At 50.5% G+C, this 18,483-nt stretch carries 13 protein-coding genes and 1 pseudogene; 13 read left to right on the forward strand and 1 reads right to left on the reverse strand.

Features of this window, described 5'->3' with window-relative positions; genetic code table 11:
• Positions 1-118 precede the first annotated feature (118 nt).
• The 8 genes from NNL35_RS17685 (at position 119) to NNL35_RS17720 (ending at position 14,507) form a co-directional block, all read left to right on the forward strand.
• Complete coding sequence (locus tag NNL35_RS17685; RefSeq protein ID WP_006676106.1) at positions 119-1,411, forward strand: helix-turn-helix domain-containing protein; 1,293 nt, start codon at positions 119-121, stop codon at positions 1,409-1,411.
• Positions 1,412-1,855: 444 nt separating this feature from the next.
• The gene (locus NNL35_RS17690) at positions 1,856-2,374 is read left to right on the forward strand and encodes an AraC family ligand binding domain-containing protein (RefSeq protein WP_238535309.1); all 519 of its coding nucleotides are present in this window, start codon (positions 1,856-1,858) and stop codon (positions 2,372-2,374) included.
• Positions 2,347-2,667 (forward strand): helix-turn-helix domain-containing protein, encoded by a 321-nt coding sequence (locus NNL35_RS17695; protein WP_238535308.1) that lies wholly within the window; start codon positions 2,347-2,349, stop codon positions 2,665-2,667. Before NNL35_RS17690 ends, NNL35_RS17695 begins: the two co-directional genes overlap by 28 nt.
• 77 nt (positions 2,668-2,744) lie before the next feature.
• Positions 2,745-3,716 carry a proline dehydrogenase family protein gene (locus tag NNL35_RS17700; RefSeq protein WP_006676105.1) on the forward strand — a complete coding sequence of 324 codons (972 nt, stop codon included), beginning with the start codon at positions 2,745-2,747 and terminating at the stop codon, positions 3,714-3,716.
• A gap of 275 nt (positions 3,717-3,991) precedes the next feature.
• On the forward strand, positions 3,992-7,900 hold the full coding sequence (locus NNL35_RS17705; protein WP_006676104.1) for a cellulase family glycosylhydrolase: 3,909 nt from the start codon (positions 3,992-3,994) through the stop codon (positions 7,898-7,900).
• Positions 7,901-8,965: 1,065 nt separating this feature from the next.
• Positions 8,966-10,924 carry a putative thiazole-containing bacteriocin maturation protein gene (locus NNL35_RS17710; RefSeq protein WP_040730677.1) on the forward strand — a complete coding sequence of 653 codons (1,959 nt, stop codon included), beginning with the start codon at positions 8,966-8,968 and terminating at the stop codon, positions 10,922-10,924.
• Positions 10,921-12,870, forward strand: a complete 1,950-nt coding sequence (locus NNL35_RS17715) for a TOMM precursor leader peptide-binding protein (protein WP_006676102.1) — start codon at positions 10,921-10,923, stop codon at positions 12,868-12,870. The genes NNL35_RS17710 and NNL35_RS17715 overlap by 4 nt, the downstream gene beginning before the upstream one ends.
• 44 nt (positions 12,871-12,914) lie before the next feature.
• The gene (locus NNL35_RS17720) at positions 12,915-14,507 is read left to right on the forward strand and encodes a SagB family peptide dehydrogenase (protein WP_006676101.1); all 1,593 of its coding nucleotides are present in this window, start codon (positions 12,915-12,917) and stop codon (positions 14,505-14,507) included.
• A gap of 82 nt (positions 14,508-14,589) precedes the next feature.
• On the opposite strand, the gene NNL35_RS17725 is transcribed toward NNL35_RS17720, so the two are convergent.
• Positions 14,590-15,072: a hypothetical protein gene (locus NNL35_RS17725; protein WP_138985618.1), complete on the reverse strand. Its 483-nt coding sequence runs from the start codon at positions 15,070-15,072 to the stop codon at positions 14,590-14,592.
• Between the two features lie 377 nt (positions 15,073-15,449).
• Here NNL35_RS17725 and NNL35_RS17730 point away from each other — a divergent pair, with 377 nt between their 5' ends.
• The 5 genes and pseudogenes from NNL35_RS17730 to NNL35_RS17750 form a co-directional block, all read left to right on the forward strand.
• Positions 15,450-15,833 (forward strand): GntR family transcriptional regulator, encoded by a 384-nt coding sequence (locus NNL35_RS17730; RefSeq protein ID WP_040730674.1) that lies wholly within the window; start codon positions 15,450-15,452, stop codon positions 15,831-15,833.
• Positions 15,830-16,708, forward strand: coding sequence for an ABC transporter ATP-binding protein (locus tag NNL35_RS17735; RefSeq protein WP_006676098.1), 879 nt, complete (start codon positions 15,830-15,832; stop codon positions 16,706-16,708). The genes NNL35_RS17730 and NNL35_RS17735 overlap by 4 nt, the downstream gene beginning before the upstream one ends.
• Positions 16,701-17,327, forward strand: a complete 627-nt coding sequence (locus NNL35_RS17740) for an ABC-2 transporter permease (RefSeq protein ID WP_006676097.1) — start codon at positions 16,701-16,703, stop codon at positions 17,325-17,327. The genes NNL35_RS17735 and NNL35_RS17740 overlap by 8 nt, the downstream gene beginning before the upstream one ends.
• Positions 17,328-17,339: 12 nt before the next feature.
• Positions 17,340-18,275 (forward strand): CPBP family intramembrane glutamic endopeptidase, encoded by a 936-nt coding sequence (locus NNL35_RS17745; protein ID WP_238535307.1) that lies wholly within the window; start codon positions 17,340-17,342, stop codon positions 18,273-18,275.
• A 46-nt stretch (positions 18,276-18,321) separates the two neighbouring features.
• Positions 18,322-18,462: pseudogene (locus NNL35_RS17750) on the forward strand (YfzA family protein); the annotation flags it as partial.
• Between the last annotated feature and the right edge of the window lie 21 nt (positions 18,463-18,483).

The raw sequence follows: 18,483 nt of genomic DNA on the forward strand, positions 1-18,483 counted from the left end.
GCGGCAAAACAAGAAAAACCGCCGGGAATCGGCGTGAAATGGATCATGTTTGTGTTATGCCTAAAGACATGGTAAAATATAGGTGGTCAATTATTTTCATTACCGAAGGAGTGAAGCTGTGAGCACCCTTGCTACGAAGCCAAAGAGCTTGGGGGAGCTAATACACTACCATCGGCAGAAGAAGGAAATGACTCTGTCGAAGCTGCAGGAAGCGGTCGGCATTGATAAAGGCAGCCTGTCGAGAATTGAAAACAGCGAGGTCAAACGCCCTGATTTTCAATCCATCTTGTCCATCGCTGCGGTATTAGACATTCCCCATAGTGACATCGTAGAAAAGTACATCGAGATTGGACATAAGTCGGAAGTCGTATACACTATATTACAGAACGAATTAACAACACTTGAACATCCTTCGCTGATACCGAAAATAGCCGCCAAGTTTCTTGAATCACCAAATGAAGACAGCCTGTATTTAGTAGGGAAATTGTATCGCGATACAGAGCCCATCGCTAACGACTCCATTAAACTTTCGTTGTACGACCTCATCCTTGATTACTCACGTTCCCACGGAATTATGCCTTACATAGCTAAAAGCATGTATCAACGTTATCTTATTGAACGAAATGATTTCAGCAGATTGAAGGAAACTTACTATAGTGGAAAGTACATTTTGCATTACATCGATTTCTTGCCGGAAGACGAGCAACTTGAGTTACACTATAAGTTAGGGGTTCATGCTTACAACTTGAGGTTCTACAACGAGAGTATCGACCATTGCAAAAAAGTACTCGCTGAAGATGGCGGTCAAAGTCCTTATAAAATATACGCGCTTGGTGTGCTTAGAGACGCGCACTTTAGTATAAGGGAATACAAAGAGGCTGAAGTGTACTCCATTCAGTACAAGCAATTCAACTATCCACATACGCAAGAGAATATTGGCCTTATGGATGCATTATTTGCTGCAACGAAGGGGAATAACAAGCAAGCCATCGAACAGCTCTTATCCTTCCTTGAGACTTGCAGTGATATTTCGGCCATCCCTGCATCCAGACAATTGCTTCGTTTGTACCTGCAACAAAACAGTCTCGAAGACGCTAAAAACCTATTAGATAATTGCAAAATCAATCCGCCTGATATAGGCACTTGTAATCCTTTAATTTGTTCTAGATATGCTGATTACTTGCAGGTTAAGGGAGAATATTACCTTGCTGTTGGAGATTATGACAAATGTATAACTTATATGGTGGAAAGCGCATTGTGGCATTCCAAAGTCAACGATACTGCTAAAGAAAAAGAGTGCCTTAATAAGGTTATGCGTATCCACTTAGAGCACAATGTCTCCCCACAATCTACATTTGAAAAATTGAGCGCATACTATCAAAGCGCCAAAGAAATGGAGGATCAAGCATGAAGAACTTGATGAAAAAACTATATGTCAAATCTCTTTTCTACACAGTTATCTTCGTAACTACGGCGGCGGCATTCTCTGGTGACTCCGGAAGCATTCATCCTTGGTAAAGCACCTTCATGGTGCTTTTTTTAAAAGTTAAGCACGTACTTTATTAAAAGCACTAAAGAAATGGAGGGTTAAGCATGAAGAACTTGATGAAAAATCTATATGTCAAATCTCTTTTCTACACAGTTATCTTCGTAACTACGGCGGCGGCATTCTCTGGTGACTCCGGAAGTATTTACCCTTGGTAAAGCACCTTCATGGTGCTTTTTTTATTTTGTTCATATCATGCTTACGGTCACAATTATATCAATACGAACGGTAACTATGTGATAAACTAGTACGTACACGTCAGGCATTGGCGTGGCCTGATTCAGCTTAACCTGATTTGGAGGCTTGTAAATGGCGGATGTGACCTTTTACCGTGACGAAGCGCTGCCTTTTCTAGAAGCGAAGCGATGCCATAAGAATGACCTGGCGTATCAGAAGCATTTTCACGAGGAGTATTCCATCGGTTTAATCGATGAAGGCGAGACGCAGGCATGGTGTGATGGCGTCTTGTGGCGCGTTGGAACGGGACGAATGATTAGCTTCCCGCCGCATATTCTCCACGCCTGTCAGCCTGCGGAAGATGCGCAATGGAAATACAAAATGCTGTTCATTAAGCCGGAATGGTTCGCTCAGCTTGAAATGCCCGATATCAACCGGCTTCATATTCCGTTCTTGCTCGAAAAGGGGAAGAATGAAGCTTGCAGCAAGCGGCTCAATCGTATTATGGACGCACTGATCCGGAGCGGGTCGCCGCTCGAAACCGAAATGGCGTTAATCGAACTGGTCCACAAGCTCGTAAACAAGCATGCCTCCGATCTGGCGCATGAGCCTTATGGCATGTCATGCTGGAACCGAAGTACGTCAATCTGATCAAGGAATATATCCATGCGCATTATACGGATCGGATCACACTGGAAACGCTGGAGCAGAAAGCCGGGATCAGCCGTTATCATCTCATTCGCATGTTCAAGAAAAGCACGCATCTACCGCCTCATGCGTATCAAAATCTGCTCCGCATCAATCATGCCAAGAAGGAATTGAAAAATCGGCGGCCCATTGCCGAAATTGCGGTGGATACCGGCTTCTATGATCAGAGCCATTTTGCAAAAGCCTTTGCTAAAATCGTCGGGACAACCCCTCAAACTTATGCCATGTCCGTATAGATAAGCGCAATTTTTTACAATCCTCTCCTCCTGTCCTCTTGTACATTGAATCTGTAAGACAAGAGGAGGGACCACTGATGGTGACAACGACTAATTTGGAAAAAAAATTTGCCGAGGCCATGAAATCCATTGCCCGCCGAGCCGATGTGAAGACTTATGTCGAGCAGACGCCGGCCATCTACCAGCTGCTGCAGCGTGCAGCAGCTAAGTATGTGACGGGGGAGAAGCGGGAGGATGGTCTTGAGGCAGGTCGACAGCTGGCTGATAAAGGGTACGCCATCTCGCTTGAATATATCGGCGAAAATACGGCAGATGTCCAAGCATGCGAAGCGGCGGCTCTGGAGCTGTCGCTGCTCGTTCATGCGTTGGCAGAGCGTGGAATACCGGCTCGCGTGTCGTTCGATCTGTCCCACATCGGCTTATCGCTAGACGGCAATCTGGCATATATGAATCTGACAGCACTTGCCGCTCTAGCCCGGCAGGCCGGCATCGAGCTGTTTGTCAGCATGGAAGAATCAGCCAAGACCGATGCGATACTCGCGATCTATGAAAGGGCGACGTCCGCCTATGCGAACATCGGCATTACGCTGCAGGCACAATTGAAGCGGACGGCTCAGGACTTGAACGCATTACAGCCGATCCCTGGCCGGATCCGCATCGTGAAAGGGGCGTATCAAGAGCCGGAGCAGCTCGCGATACCGCGTTCATCCGCCCTAAATGAGCGATATGTGCAGCTTGTGGAGCAGGCTATCCGCATAGGCCATCGGGTGTCGATCGCCACCCACGATGAGTCTGTCATTGATGAGGTCATCAAGCGGGGATGGATCCATGAGCCGGGCGTTGAGTTTGAGTTGTTATACGGGATTCGGCCGGATTTGAGCAGCCGATTGAAGAAGGCGGGTTATCCCGTTCGCGTTTATTTAACGTATGGCCGTGAATGGTATTTGTATCTATGCCACCGGATCGCCGAATATCCCCCCAATCTATTCCAAGCGCTCCTCGACATCACGAGCACCGGAAAGGCAGATCCCGTACTGGAGTATGAATAAGTCTGAGTCTGGCACGACTCGACTGTATCCTCTATACGTCCATCCCCAAGAACGGCAAGCCATTCCGGTTTGCCGCTTTTCCGTATTTTCAGCCGCAGCACCCATCAAAAGAGGAGAGGGGCCCGTAATAAAGAACGTAACAAAAACTTATAGGAGACCAAGAACAAATGATATGCCGACTGATTGATGTGCTTTGATTTCTTAGGGAAAATGGGGTGAAAATCCAACTAACAGGAAAGGATAAGAACGAAGTAAAAAGACAATGGAGGTACAAAATGCCAAGAGAACACAACCACAACAGAGAGGTTGTGGAAAGCATCGTTGTTCCGGAGCCCATTTCTTTCAACGTCGAACCTGATGGGGGGATCAATTATCGAAAAAAGCTCAATGAAGTCCCGCTTGTTCCAGTCAGCGGATCTAAAATTGAGATGTCTGCGATTGAGGCGCCGAACCGGGTATCATCCACGACCTTCGCAGGAGGACAGCGTGTACTGTATCGATACTCCCCGGATCGAACGAAATTGGTATCCGTTCAAACGGTGGGCAAAGTTCGCGTCAAAGTGCGTGACGAGAAGGCCCGGCCTCTTGAAGGGGTTCAGTTTACTGTCATCGCGCTGATGGAGGACGAGGCGCCTATGAATCTGGCCATCCTCACTACCGATCAAATGGGATACGGCTCGATCGATCTCTCTCACATTGAAGCCGATCCGCTGCTTGAATTACGTCTGATACCAGTCACGGAAGATTCTACTCGGGAGAACGTCTCTTTTGAGATCTTGCACGCTCATATGTACGAAGGAATACGAGACGCAGGCTTACCGCATGAATTGATCCTGAATAAAGACTTGTTAAAACGAATCATACGCGTGCCGTCCGGCACCGGAACGATCACGATCGATTATCCTGACTCGGCAGACATTCGGAATTCACCCGCCTCTTTTGATCAGTCAATCTCGGTAGAAGGGGCAGACTGTACGCTGTCGATTGCCCGAAATTTTGCAACAAGACAGTTTTTCTTCCGGCAGATCGTGAGGGAACAGACTCCCGATCTGCAGTATGACTTTGGCATTCATGATCCCGATCAACCGTACCGCGGACTTTTTCCAAGGGGAGAGATCAGAAGAGCAATCGGCTTCGATGAGGATATGTATGCGATTCAGGCGGGCAATCCAGTGCTCGGCAAAGTCAATTTGTATCGCCAAGCATGGATGCCGATGGGACACAGTTTGGGTGAACTGCTGTACTCCCTAGCGCTTGCCCCTTGTGAAGAGACCAAGATCGCGATCATCGAATGGTCGCGGCATGAGGAACATGCCCGTCGGGAGTTCACGGCCCAAGCGGAGCAGCTGCAACACGATCTTTTTCGCGATCGTGAAATCGGAGAAGTGGTCCAGTCCGTACTCAACGAGATGCAATCGGGAAGCAGTTGGGGCGCTCAAGCTGGCGCAGGATTGAATCTGGGCTTTTTCTCAATCGGCGGAGGGGGCGGCTATTCAAGCAGTTCCTCGGAAGGACACCGCCAGATACAGGCTTCAACCATTCAAAATCTCGCTGATGCCATCGTGCAGCGGGCGTCCGCTTATCGTTCCCTCCGTTCCACGATCATTACGCAATCCACTCAGGCGGAACGAGAGGAGATCCGAACGCGGACGGTGCGCAATCACAATGTGAACCACGCTCTGACAATCGAGTATTTTGAAGTGCTCAAGCATTTTCGCATCCGAACCGAACTCGTCGAGCAAGCGGATGTGCTGTTGATCCCTTACGAGGTCCCCGCCTTTTTGTATCAGTCGCTACCGGATTTTCAAACCTTTCGAACCTCCGGATTCTCGTTGCCTTTTGTAAAATGGTTGGACAAGCACGCCTCAGATTTGCGTCAGTTGCTTCCTTCCGAATATGCCCATTGCTTCGAGGCATTACGACGGGTGTTGAACTGCGGTGACGTGTACGGGTATCAAGAGCCGTTTGCGACGGCGTCCCGCTGGACGGTCGAGATGAACGAAGCATGGAACTCCGACATTCGTTTGACCATCAATACATTCGACGGAGAAGCGGTCGAGTTGGGTACCTATCAGGAAAAGCCGGGGGGAGTTGTCCGTTTCACTTCCGACCCTATCGATCTGTCCAAAGTCGATACTTTGGAGATCGTGTATGATGCGCCTAAAAAATTGGTCACGAAGACTCTGCCTTCGCCGACCGGTCCACTGGTGTATACGGAAGAGGTGGATCAAGAGTACTTGCTTAAGCGCATTCGCCTGATAGCCCATACGGATCCATCGGAGTTTTTGCGAGGCACGCACAGTTACAAAGTAGGGGATGAGCCTAACGCGGCGGTGCCTATCGTCTTGAAAAAAGGAGCCAACTCCCACGTGATCAATCTCAGGGTGCCTAAGATCGATTTTTCCGGATATCGGGGACAGGCGCATCGCGATTATTGCTGCATCAAGGAGCTTGCGGCCTTGATTCGCGAAGATCCGATGAAATATTTGCGTGCTTTGTGGATGGCAGAAGATCCGGACCGACGTGCCCTAAGATTGGATGCCTACTTGTTCCAAGGACAATCACTGCTCGATCAAATTCAGAATGAAGCAGTCGGAGTGATCGGTAACCTGGTAGCCTTTCCGTTGCTCGAGAACGGCCAATTGAAGCGGCACGCCTCCATGGCAAGGCTGGTAGCGGAACGGCATATCACCTTACCGACGCGCGGTGTGTTTGCCGAAACCCTGTTATCCAGATGCAACGCGACGGAGCAGCGGGACGTTACGCGCATCATCGATTCGGACACAGGTTGCAATGTGCACGCGCCCGATATCACGGGAATTACTCCGGGGACCCGCAAATCGGATGCTCATCTCTCTCCGACTCCTTTTGCCAGTCCGATGATCGCGATTCAGAACGCTCCAGAGGCACCGGCGCCAAAAGGATTGACCTCCGCGCTCGAATTGCTTGGCAAAGCAGAACTCTTCCGCAACATGTCGTTGGGAGCGGAGACGGTCAACGCCATCAAGTCTTTGTCATCGGAAGCGTTGCATGAAGCATCCGAATCGGAGCGCCAAATCGTAGATAACGTAAGCAAAGCGCTGAACGCGGAAGCCGGGGAATCGTTGCGCACATCGAATCCAGCCAAAGTATACGATCACTTGCAAAACATCGAGTTGGCCAGAAATAGGGGAGCTATCACGGAAGAAGATGCGAAAACGGCGGTTCGCAATCTGCTCGGTGCTCCCGGCGGAGATTTGACAGGGGAGTTGGTGAGTCTAAATCTGCCGCGCGGAGCCGAAGACAATAACTTTCATGTAAGCGGCTCGCTCTTGAAAGACCCGAACGGGAATCCATTTGTTATGCGCGGAGTCAATAACCCGCATATTTGGTGGGACACCGAATCCTACAACTCACTTGCCACGATTCGTTCGTATGGCGCCAATAGTGTGCGTATTGTCTGGGAAACGAAAGGCCGGGCCCACCGTCTGAAGCAAATTCTCGAACGCTGCAAGCAGTTGAAACTGGTCGCGATTATCGAGCTGCATGACGTAACAGGAAGCAACGACGCTGAGCGTTTGAATGACATGGCCAAATATTTTGCACAGGACGATATCAGCACCGTCCTGAAATCGCATTCCAAGTATGCGCTGATCAATATTGCCAACGAATGGGGCGACAACAGCCTGACCGATACCGCTTGGCGCGACGCCTACAAAACCGCTATCACAACAATCCGGAAAGCGGGGTTGAAGAACCCGATCGTCATCGACGGTTCGGGTTACGGGCAAAATTCTTCTCCCATCAAGACGTATGGCAGCACGTTGCTGCAGCACGATCCAAACAAAAATGTCTTGTTCTCCATTCACATGTACGGCAAATGGAACGATGCGGGTAAAATCGGGAAGGAACTGAAAGCGATTAAAACTATGGGGCTCTGCGTCATTATCGGCGAGTTCGGATACAACTACAACAATGGTAACAATAATTTGCACTGCAAAGTAGACGCTTTTGAGGTTATGAAGCAGTGTAAATTGAACGACATTGGTTATTTGGCTTGGTCCTGGACCGGGAATAACAGTGAAAATGCTTGGCTCGACCTCGTGGAAGCCAGCGATTGGAAAACTCTCACGGAGTGGGGCGATCACGTGTTCAACAGCAAATACGGTATCAAAAAGACGAGCAAGCTCGCTTCGATCTTTTAAATTAAGTCGGACTTCGGTCCGGCTTTTTTTGTTTTCCCGTCTGCTCTAAAATTGACTAGTGCATCGAAAAGAATCGCCTGGTCATCCAACATACAATTTAATCTCTACGCTACATGTGATCAAGCTTATATATTCCCGCTAAACGTAATGCGCATCTTTCCGTCATAGATTAATTCAGACTTTGTACGTTGGCGTAACACAGCGCACCTAAGATAGTGATGTCAGATAAAAGCATTAACGGAGGGAAATCACATGATAATAACACGATTTAATTACAGGCGGCACTGGTACAGGCATTTCTATATGAATACTACTAATTATCCTCCAAGCTCCCCCAAGGGAGCCTTTTTCGTTTGGTGAGGAAGACAAAGGTAGACATCGAAATCCCGAAACCTCATAGTGGAAATCGGTTATTAGGAATCCCTGACGTAACCGTTTTTTGGTAGGCGGATGTCATAGGAACACTAGCGGAGTTAATTTCATAAAATATCCAGTCGAGATTGGGGATGGGCAGCATGGCGGTCTGACCCAGATCTAAATATTCTCATTTAACGATTGTCACCTGCTGGGACAGTGAAATGAATGATACGGAGGGTATAAAATGAGCGATTTCCAGAAGGATCTGCAAAACTTGAATGTCGGCAAGTTCAGTTCGACGGGGATGACGCCTGCGTCGGGGCAAAATCAGGGAGGTCCGGGGGATCCCCGCTTATGTGTTGGCTTTTGCTTTTTTTGTGTAGGCTTTTGCGGCGGGTTTTGTTCATGCGGCAACTGTTTCCGCTGCAGCAACTGCTTCCGCTGCAGTAACTGCTTCAACTGTGCCCACTGCAGTAACTGCGCACGTTGCGGGAGCTGCGCTCGCTGCCGCTGAGTACCGAAAAGCTCGCTTGGCGATCCGCAAAAACGATATGCCCCTGCAGATGTTTCGTCCTGCAGGGGCTGTTCCTTTTTTTGTTGCAGGCATGAAGGACAAAACGCTCTACATAACTTAAAAGCGAGGGGAAACCGAAGTCCTGCGTACAATGCGGTTTTTCCTCCGGCAAAACCTTAAGGAGGAATAAAAACTTGAATCCTTCTATGCGTCTGAAAGTGAAAGGGGATACGTTCTTTCTCCCCGATGCAAATGGTGGCGTCTACTTTCGCAACAATACGGGTTCGTTCCGAATGGAAGGCGACATGATCGATCGGTGGATTGAAAAATTGATGCCCATGTTGAGCGGGGATTATTCCATGGCGGAGCTGACGGACGGGTTGCCGGAACCGTACAGGTTACGGGTTTATGAAATTGCGGAAGTACTGCTCAATAACGGCTTTGTCCGGGATTCCAGCCAAGACCGCCCGCACAGCCTCCCGGAAGCGGTAGAACGGAAATATGCCGCACAGATCGAATTTCTGGACAGCTTGGGCGGTTCGGGCGCTTACCGCTTTCAAACCTATCGCCAGGCTAATCCGATTGCGGTTGGTTCCGGTCCGATATTTGTCTCCCTCGTTGCGGCCTTGTTGGAATCCGGATTGCCCCGGTTTCGCATGCTGATCACGAACCGGGCGACCACGGATCGCCAGCGGATCTCCGAGCTGACGGCGACCGCCCGTCTATTGGACAGCGAGATCGAGGTCGAGGAGATCTGTCCGTCGAATGACGGCTTCCTCGATTGGCCGGAAGTCGTGCGGCTCGCAGATTCCGTTCTATACGTCGCTCAGGATGACGATCCAGGAGAGCTTAGAGCACTGCACGCGGCCTGCAGGGACGCGAAGAAGCTGCTGATACCTGCCATCTACTTGCGACAGGCGGGCATAGCAGGGCCGTTGGTGCACCCGGATTCGGACGTCTGCTTCGAATCCGCATGGCGCAGGATTCACCGAACCGCGCTTGGCGATGCGGATCGGCCGACCGCCGTCTCTTCAACGCCGGAAGCCATGCTCGCGAATGTGGTCGTATTCGAATGGCTTAAGACCGTGTCGGGGACGACCTCTTCGGAATTGAACGGACAGCTGTTCCTGCTGAATCCGGAAACATTAGAAGGCGAGTGGCAGTCGGTACTTCCTCATCCGCTGGTCAGGGGTCTTCGCCCGGCCGAACCTACGGATCCGTTCGGCCTTCCGTTTGATCAACGTAAGGATCGGCAGGAAGCAGACCGTCTCCTTTCCTATTTCTATCGCTTGACTTCGGCGAAGACCGGCATTCTTCACCGTTGGGAGGAAGGGGACTCGAAGCAGCTTCCGCTCTCGCAGTGTCGCGTCCAGGCAGTCGACCCGCTGTCGGAAGGCCCCGCCGAGCTGCTGCCGCAGATCGTCTGTATGGGAATGACGCACCATGAAGCAAGGAGGGAAGCGGGCTTAGCCGGCATTGAGGCGTACGTATCGCGACTGGCCGGGGTGCTGAAGGCGGCCAAATCTGCGCAGCCGGATTCCGCAAGCCTGCTCGACTTGCAACCACATGAATATGTAGGGATCGGAGCGGGAGAGACAGCAGCGGAAGCGATCCTGCGCGGACTTCGGAAATGTCTGTTCGAGGAGCTGAAAAGTCGTTCCGATTCCAGTCTGCCCTCCGTGTATCGCATCACATTAAGCAAGGTTGAGGACGATTTTTGCCGCTATTGCTTGCGCGCATTGGAGACGATGCAGGACGCCCCGGTAATCGGACTGGGACAAGAAGCGGCGGGCTTTCCGGTCATCTGGGTCGGTACGAACGGGTACTGGTACGGCGGAGTCGGAGTCAACCGCACGATGGCGCTGCGAGAAGCGCTCCGGCAGGCGCTGATGAAAATCCAAAACGATGCGGCGGACATCCAAGGCCAAATACTGGAGCGCACTTCGGTCAAGGTGGAAGATGCCTTGCCGCAAAGTCTGACGATCCCCGGCTTCGATGAGTCGGAATACGGCATGATGCTGCAGTCCGTCCGGCAGATTCTGCAAGGGAACCGCAAGCGAATCGCGGTCGTTGATTTGTCGGCAGAACCGTTTATGCAAGAAGAGCTGGCAGGCGTGTTTGGCGTATCGCTGCGAGAGGAGGAGATGCATTGAGCGCGATCGTGACGGTCATCGGGGAAGGACAGCTCGCGGATTTGGTAATCAAGCAATTGTCTGCCGATGACCGCTATCGGCTGGTCTGGCAGAGGAGCATGGAGTCCGGAGAAGCGGCAACGGGAGACTTGGCGCTCGTCTTGAACGATGCTTGGGATCCGTCCGTTCATCCTGCGGCAGAGGAGCGGTTCCGACAATCGGGAACGCCCTGGCTGCGCGGCTTTGTTGCATTCGGAGAAGGGATTGTCGGTCCGCTGGTTCGCCCGGAGGGACAAGGATGCTCGCAATGCGCAAATACCCGCCTCCTGCTGGCGGGAAGCGACCGCAGGGAATCGTGGGGCCTACAGCAGAAGCTGGCGTCGCATGGGGGAATTGCCCGGGACGCTTGGGCGTCTCGCACGGGATTATTGCAGGTGGCGCACCTTGTTGCGGCAGAAGCCGTGAAGATGCTGGAGGGCGTACAGCCGGAGACGGAAAGCCGGATGTACTTGATCGATCTGCATACGCTGAAAAGCTCGTCGCACTTCTTCCTGCCCGATCCGCTGTGTCCGATCTGCGGCCGATTGCCGGAAGATGATGCGCAGATGGCCCGCATTACGCTGCAGCCAAGCCTGAAAATCAGCGCCGAAACGTATCGCAGCCGTTCTCTAAATGAGCTGAAGGATGTGTTGTCCACAGAATACCTGGATACCAGGACCGGTTTTCTGAACGGGAAAATGGTTGACCTTGTGTCTCCTTTCGCCGATGCGAGCATCAATTTGCCCTTGTTCGGCGGAGATGAGGCTTGCGCAGGCCGGACTCACTCCTATGCGGATAGCGAAATGACGGCCATCCTGGAGGGTTTGGAGCGTTATTGCGGTCTGTCTCCCCGCGGCAAACGAACCGTCGTTCATGACAGTTTCCGCAATGTACAGGACCGGGCGCTCGATCCTCTCCGTGTAGGCGTCCATGCGAAGGAACAGTATGAACGCTCCTGCTTCCCGTTCAAGCCCTTCGATCCCGAACGGCCGATCGATTGGGTATGGGGCTATTCGTTCCTGCAGGAGCGTCCGATTCTCGTACCGGAGCTGCTGGCCTATTACAGTGCGGGCTGCGGACACGGATTCGTCTATGAAACGTCAAATGGCTGCGCGTTGGGCGGCAGTCTGGAGGAAGCGATCTTCTACGGGATGCTGGAAGTGGTGGAGCGCGACTCCTTCCTCATGACCTGGTATGCGCGGCTGCCCCTGCCTCGCCTGGATCTCCGCTCGGTCCCGGACCGGGAATTGAGATGGATGACGGATCGTTTGGAGGCCGTGGCGGGCTATGACGTGTATTTGTATAAGTCGACTATGGAGCATGGCATACCAAGCGTGTGGGCGCTCGCGAAAAACAAGAAAGAGCGGGGCGTGAACCTCATTTGCGCGGCGGGCGCCCATCCAGATCCGATCCGCGCGGCAAAGAGCGCGATCCACGAGGTGGCGGGCATGCTGCTCACGGTCAGCGAGAAATTCGAGGAAAACCGTCAGCAGTATGAACGGATGCTTCTCGATCCATACCAGGTCGTTCAGATGGAGGACCACTCCATGCTGTACGGGTTGAAACAGGCCGAGGAACGGCTCGATTTTCTGCTGAATGACGATCGTCCGATGCAAACGTTCGCCGAAGCGTTTGAACCGAAGGGCTGGAACGCCGATCTGACCGATGATCTGAAGGCCATGTTGGATGTTTTTCGCCACTTGAATCTTGAAGTGATCGTGGTCGACCAGACGACTCCGGAGACGCGCCGCAACGGACTCTATTGCGTGAAAGTACTCATTCCCGGCATGCTGCCGATGACGTTCGGGCAGCATCTCATCCGTGTGACGGGACTGGATAGGGTGCTCAGGGTCCCTGCGGAGCTGTCTTATACGCTGGAGCCCTTGTCGCCCGAGCAGCTTAATCCATATCCGCACCCGTTCCCATAAAGTACGGCTATGGGGCGGTGCGGTTGATGCCAGGGAGGAAAGCGATGAGTCTGATGAATCTGGACGATTTTCTTCACCGTTTGCAATATGATCCGGATAAGGTCAAGCCCTTGGATTGGGAGACGGATTGGGATGACGCGCCACTTCCTTACAAGCTTTATCGCGGCTTGCCGATGTTTCCGCTATCCAGGGAAGTGCCGGCAACGCTCGAAGGCAGGGATACGCCCGGTGTGCCCAGCCTTCGCGATATCGGGCATTTCCTCTACTATGTATACGGGCTTGCCCAATTGACCCAATCCGTCATGGAACGGGATCCATCGGAAGAATCGGGAGGCGTCTTGCAGATGTGCCGGCGCTTCGTTGCTTCCGGAGGCGGGCTATATCCGAGCGAACTGTATCTCTATCTGAAGCTTGGCGAATTGCCTGCCGGCGTATACCATTACGATGCGGCGCATCATCGGTTGGCGTTGCTGCGCGAAGGGAATTTCGATGATTTTTTGACGAGGTCGCTCGGTCATCGCTCTGAGGCGAACGGTTGCTTCGGTGCCGCGTTCGTATCTACCGTTTACTGGAAAAACTTTTACAAATACAATAATTTTGCCTTCCGGCTGCAGGGACTGGACGCCGGCGTTGTGATCGGACAGCTGCTCGAAATCGCGAAACGATTCGGATTTTCGTCTGTCGTGCATTTTCAATTTCTCGATCAAACCATCAATCATCTGCTCGGACTATCGGAACAGGAGGAGAGCGTGTATGCGGTAATCCCGTTATCGACGGAACCCGCGATCCGGTGGGTGGAAAGCGGGAACGAGGAGGAGGACACGGTGTCCGCCTCCGATCTGTGCCGGGAGTTGTCGCCAATCAGTCATGATCACTATGTCAGGTCACGGCGGATCGCAGATTATCCGCTGCTGCTTCAGATGAGTGCTGCGTCCCGACTGGATTCGGCGCGATTGTTTCGTCAGATCCGGTCAGATGAGCAAGCAATCCCGGATCAAGCGCTCACACTGCCTCTGCCGCCTGTAGACCGCTTGTCGTATGATTTGGCGGCGGTGTGCCGCAGCCGGTTCTCGCCCGAGACGGAATTTGTCTTGAAGCCGATCGGTCTCTCACGGCTTGCCGCTCTGCTTCGGGAAGCAACGGCTTCCTTCACGTATCGCAACGACCTGGATGGCCCGCAGGAGCGGGCGGAACCCCGCGTATGCCTGTATGGCTGCTTCTACGGAGTCGAAGACGTTCCGGATGGCGCCTATCGTTACGATGGCGCCTCGCATTCGCTGCGGTCGGTGTGCCTTGGAGATCACCGGCAACGGATGCAGGAGGGAATGTCGGTTCCCAATATCAATTTGTTTCAAGTTCCGCTCTGCTTGCATGTGGCAGGGAAGAGGGGGTTCTTGCAATCGCAGCTCGGCAAGCGGGGATACCGTATACAGCAAATGGAGGCCGGGATGCTCGTACACCGATTATTGCTGGCAGCATCCGCCCTCGGGATGGGAGGCCGTCCGCTTCTCGCGTTTGACGCCAATTCCAGCGATGCGCTTTATCGGACGGCTTCCCGGGATGAGACGGGACTGATTTTCATACCGATCGGTCCCTATCGTCACCGATTGCGATTGGCGGGCAGCTTGAGCCGTTAAAATAAAAGAATCATCGCTAACAACATTGACGCAAACCGTCATGTCGTTAGCGATGAACCCCGCTCTTTCAACCGGATTCCTCTTACCAATGATGGTGATCCCACGGATGATGGCCATGCGCGTGGGGATGGTCCCATGGATGGAACCAATCATGATGGTAGTCGACAGGGCAGCAATCCCACCCGGAAGATAGATAAGAATGAAGGTAGTCATCCATATGCGGATCCCATGGATGCTGCATGAAAGGATGGTTCATGGACGGATAGTGAGCATGCTCCCAGGGGTGAACCATATCGGGGTGCACATGCTCCAGGGGCTGAACCATCGCAGGAAAGTGCACGTTCTCCCCGGGATGAGCCATTACGGCTTGCTGTTCGTCCCCCCAAGGATGACACATTCCGGGATGGTGTCCGTGATGATGAGGAATATGGTGCCAGGTAGAATGGGACTCGTGAAATACGTCATCGCGAGGTCTAATTTGAATATTCGACTGCTCGAGTGCTTGCTCGGACGGATCGGAACCCTGCAAGCCGACCGGTTGAACGTAAGTTTGATGGCATGTCATGGTTGGTTTTCCTCCTAATCTTTTGAGGGGCAATGCATTGTGAACAACCCTCTTCTTGTAAAACTCGCTTTGGAAGCCTTCGCTCGGAATAATTTACAATATGCCGAGATTGGAAAAAGGGCACTTGACCCGATAAAATGGGCAGCTGGAGGAATACTGATGTCGGTTGACAAGAACATGGAGACATTACATGCCGCGTAAAACGCGGCTTTTCGTATGATTAGGCCAATCAGAATTTCTGGTTGGCCTATTTTTGCAGGTATATAAAGATGGCGGTAAGCAATGGTTGCGCATTTTTCAATTGACGCATAAGTGAATAGTGTATATAGTATATATATACAGTAGCCACTCTATTGACGGCAGCGAGGTGAGGGAACCTGAATATCATCATATCCAATGCATCGAACGATCCGATTTACATACAGATTAGGAACCAGATCAGACAGAGCATCCTGAGCGGTGAATTGCGTGCAGGCGACAGCCTCCCTTCCATCAGGCAGCTGGCCAAGGATTTGCAAGTGAGCGTCATTACGACCAAGCGTGCTTATGAAGAGTTGGAGAAAGAGAAGCTAATCGACTCTGTCAAAGGCAAGGGTTGTTTCGTATCGGGAGCAAATAAAGATTTTATTCGGGAGCAGCGCATGAAACAACTTGAAGAAAAAATGATGGAACTCATTCAGGAAAGCAAGGAATTAAGCATGAGTCAACAAGATGTAATCGATCATCTGACTTTATTGTTCGAGGAGGAAGAGGCACCATGAATGCAATAGAATTACGCAATTTAACAAAAACATACTCTCAATTTACTGTCGATAATATATCTTTGGATGTGAAACAAGGCTACATTACCGGTCTGATTGGTCCGAATGGCGTTGGCAAAAGCACATTGATCAAGATGATGCTTGGCATCATTCGTCCTGACTCGGGGAGCATCAAAATACTGGGCACCGATATGCCTAAACAAGAAGTTGACATTAAGCAGCGCATTGGCATTGTGTCGGATGACTGCTTCTATTATGAGCATCTGACGATTCGTGACACGAAGAAGATGATCGCACCTTTCTATAAGAAGTGGAACGAAAAGAAGTTTAACAGCTATCTTGAACAATTCGAGTTGTCCCCCAAGAAGAAGATCGAACAGTTATCCAAGGGGATGAAAGTCAAGTTTTCCCTTGCCGTTGCCTTATCGCATGAAGCAGAGCTCTTAATCATGGATGAACCTACCTCTGGACTGGATCCTGTGTTTCGAAGGGAAATGCTCGATCTGCTTGCGGATATGATGCAGGACGAGAGAAATTCGATTATCTTCTCGACCCATATCACAACGGATCTGGATCGGATTGCCGACTACATTGCTTTCATCAATCGTGGAAAGCTCGTTTTCAATGAAGCAAAAGATGAAGTGCTCGAGAGATACGCCATCGTAAAAGGCGACTCAGAGCTGCTCGATTCGGATATTCGAAACAAATTTGTCGGGATTCGCGAAACGGCTGTTGGCTTTGAGGGTTTAGTAGATAATAGACAGGAGGCTGAACAATTGTTCGGGAATTATGCTGTTTTTGACACACCATCCTTAGAAGACATCATGTATTTCACCGCCAAGGGAGGACGCAAGGGAGGACGCATTTATGCTTAACTTGCTTCGTAAAGACTTCATCGCTTTAAAAAGCTCACTATGGATGAGTCTCATGTATCTTGCTGTATTCAGTGCCGCTTTTATACCAAGTCTTTCATCGTCTATTCACCTTGTGGGTATCTATACCGCTTTCGCCACCCTTAGTCTCGGTACGATGAGCGATATCAAAAACCATAATCATAATTTTCTGGTTACGCTGCCGATTAGCCGCAAGCATATTATTAAAGCCAAATACATAACGGCCATCATTTATACACTTTTTGGAGTTCTTGCTTCTTACGGGATTCACTCTATCGTCAAACTAGCAGTCCCAGAGCTTAACAAGCCAGACTATTCAGTCATGGACATACTGGGCCCAGTAGGCATAGCGCTTGTTCTAGCTTCCATCTATTTGCCGCTTTTTTACGCACTTAGTAAAAAAGGAAACACTATTATTAATGTCGTATTCTTGATAATTCTAATTGCTCTTAGTCAGCCTACGGCTATTTTTATGAATATGATAAACGAGAGAGGCTTCAGCAGTGACCCAACGTTATTTCTAATCCTGATCGGTATCTTACTGTTGTTCATTGCTTCCTATTACGTAACTGTACAGCTGTTCACGAGAAAGGACTTATAGGAGGCCGCGCAGTTGTATGGACAAGGTGATAAAAAAAGGAGAACTCGTCAAATGAAAGATAAAAAATGGATACTTTTGGTGCTGGCCGGATGGTCAACATTAGTCGTGAGTCTGTTCCTAGCTGGTCTTGCCGGTGATGCTGCTAACCAGTTGCTCGGCCTATCAGGAAATTCTCGAACGTTCGTTCAGGGTATTGTAATGAGCGGGCTGGTTGTTCCGATAATTTTGTATTTGTATCCGCATGTCTATAAGATCACTGGTGTTCAATCCAAACCATCAGTATACTCCTGGAAAAGGCTTCCTCACTTTATGACTGGGGTTCTCTTGGCAACTGCACTGGCTTCATTAGGGTTCATCATAGCCAGTTCTCAAGGGTGGGTTGTCATTGAAAAATGGCATACCCCCGATCAGTGGCTAGCTGCGCTGATTACCAATGTTATCGTTGCTTTTCTATATGAAGCTTTACCAGAGGAATTAGGATTGCGAGGCATGCTGTATGATCTCTTACGCCATCGATTCGCGGCTTGGCTAGCTGTTTTATTTCAAATTATTCTATTTATACTTGTCCCTGTTACAGCTACCTGGCTTCAAGTGCTCTGTGGATTTCCTCCCGGAAACACCATTAACGTCTTTTATGTCACATTAATTCTAAGTTTTGGAACATGTTTGCAGCTGCTCCGTCTATGGACCGGGAGTCTCTGGGCGTCGATTGGTTTTCACCTTGCCTACTTAGAAATCATCAGGTTTGTCATCTTCCCGCATAAATATGGCGGACCAATCATAACCTTCCACGAATCAGAGCCTGGACTCGCCTGGTTAATCTCTGTCAGTATGATTATTGTTGGGGGCATCGTTGTTTCACTCGTTATCCTAGGGGCGAAGCGTTTTATACGGAAAAGAGATAATAGGCAGGAGGCCGCACAGTTGTATGGCCAAAGCGATAAATAAAAAAGGAGAGCCCGTGAAATGATAGATACAGAAAAAAAGGGGTAAAATTGTTCATTCGACGCTATTTACAGAATGGTTCACTCCATATAACCAACCAGAATTTAATTCATTTACGGCCTTTTTCGCCGTTACCTTACTCCCATCTGCACTAATGGGTGCAGTCAATGACATCTTTTCTAGAAAATAAATCCATCATGGCTAAAATATA

The organism is Paenibacillus dendritiformis (genome assembly GCF_945605565.1).
Taxonomy (GTDB): Bacteria; Bacillota; Bacilli; order Paenibacillales; family Paenibacillaceae; genus Paenibacillus_B; species Paenibacillus_B dendritiformis_A.

What these genes read in the sequence shown, in the direction of transcription:
- NNL35_RS17690 (WP_238535309.1), top strand. Translation starts at nt 1,856, where the DNA reads ATGGCGGATGTGACCTTTTACCGTGACGAAGCGCTGCCTTTTCTAGAA.
- NNL35_RS17695 (WP_238535308.1), top strand. Translation starts at nt 2,347, where the DNA reads ATGCTGGAACCGAAGTACGTCAATCTGATCAAGGAATATATCCATGCG.
- NNL35_RS17700 (WP_006676105.1), top strand. Translation starts at nt 2,745, where the DNA reads ATGGTGACAACGACTAATTTGGAAAAAAAATTTGCCGAGGCCATGAAA.
- NNL35_RS17705 (WP_006676104.1), top strand. Translation starts at nt 3,992, where the DNA reads ATGCCAAGAGAACACAACCACAACAGAGAGGTTGTGGAAAGCATCGTT.
- NNL35_RS17720 (WP_006676101.1), top strand. Translation starts at nt 12,915, where the DNA reads ATGAGTCTGATGAATCTGGACGATTTTCTTCACCGTTTGCAATATGAT.
- NNL35_RS17725 (WP_138985618.1), bottom strand. Translation starts at nt 15,072, where the DNA reads ATGACATGCCATCAAACTTACGTTCAACCGGTCGGCTTGCAGGGTTCC.
- NNL35_RS17735 (WP_006676098.1), top strand. Translation starts at nt 15,830, where the DNA reads ATGAATGCAATAGAATTACGCAATTTAACAAAAACATACTCTCAATTT.
- NNL35_RS17740 (WP_006676097.1), top strand. Translation starts at nt 16,701, where the DNA reads ATGCTTAACTTGCTTCGTAAAGACTTCATCGCTTTAAAAAGCTCACTA.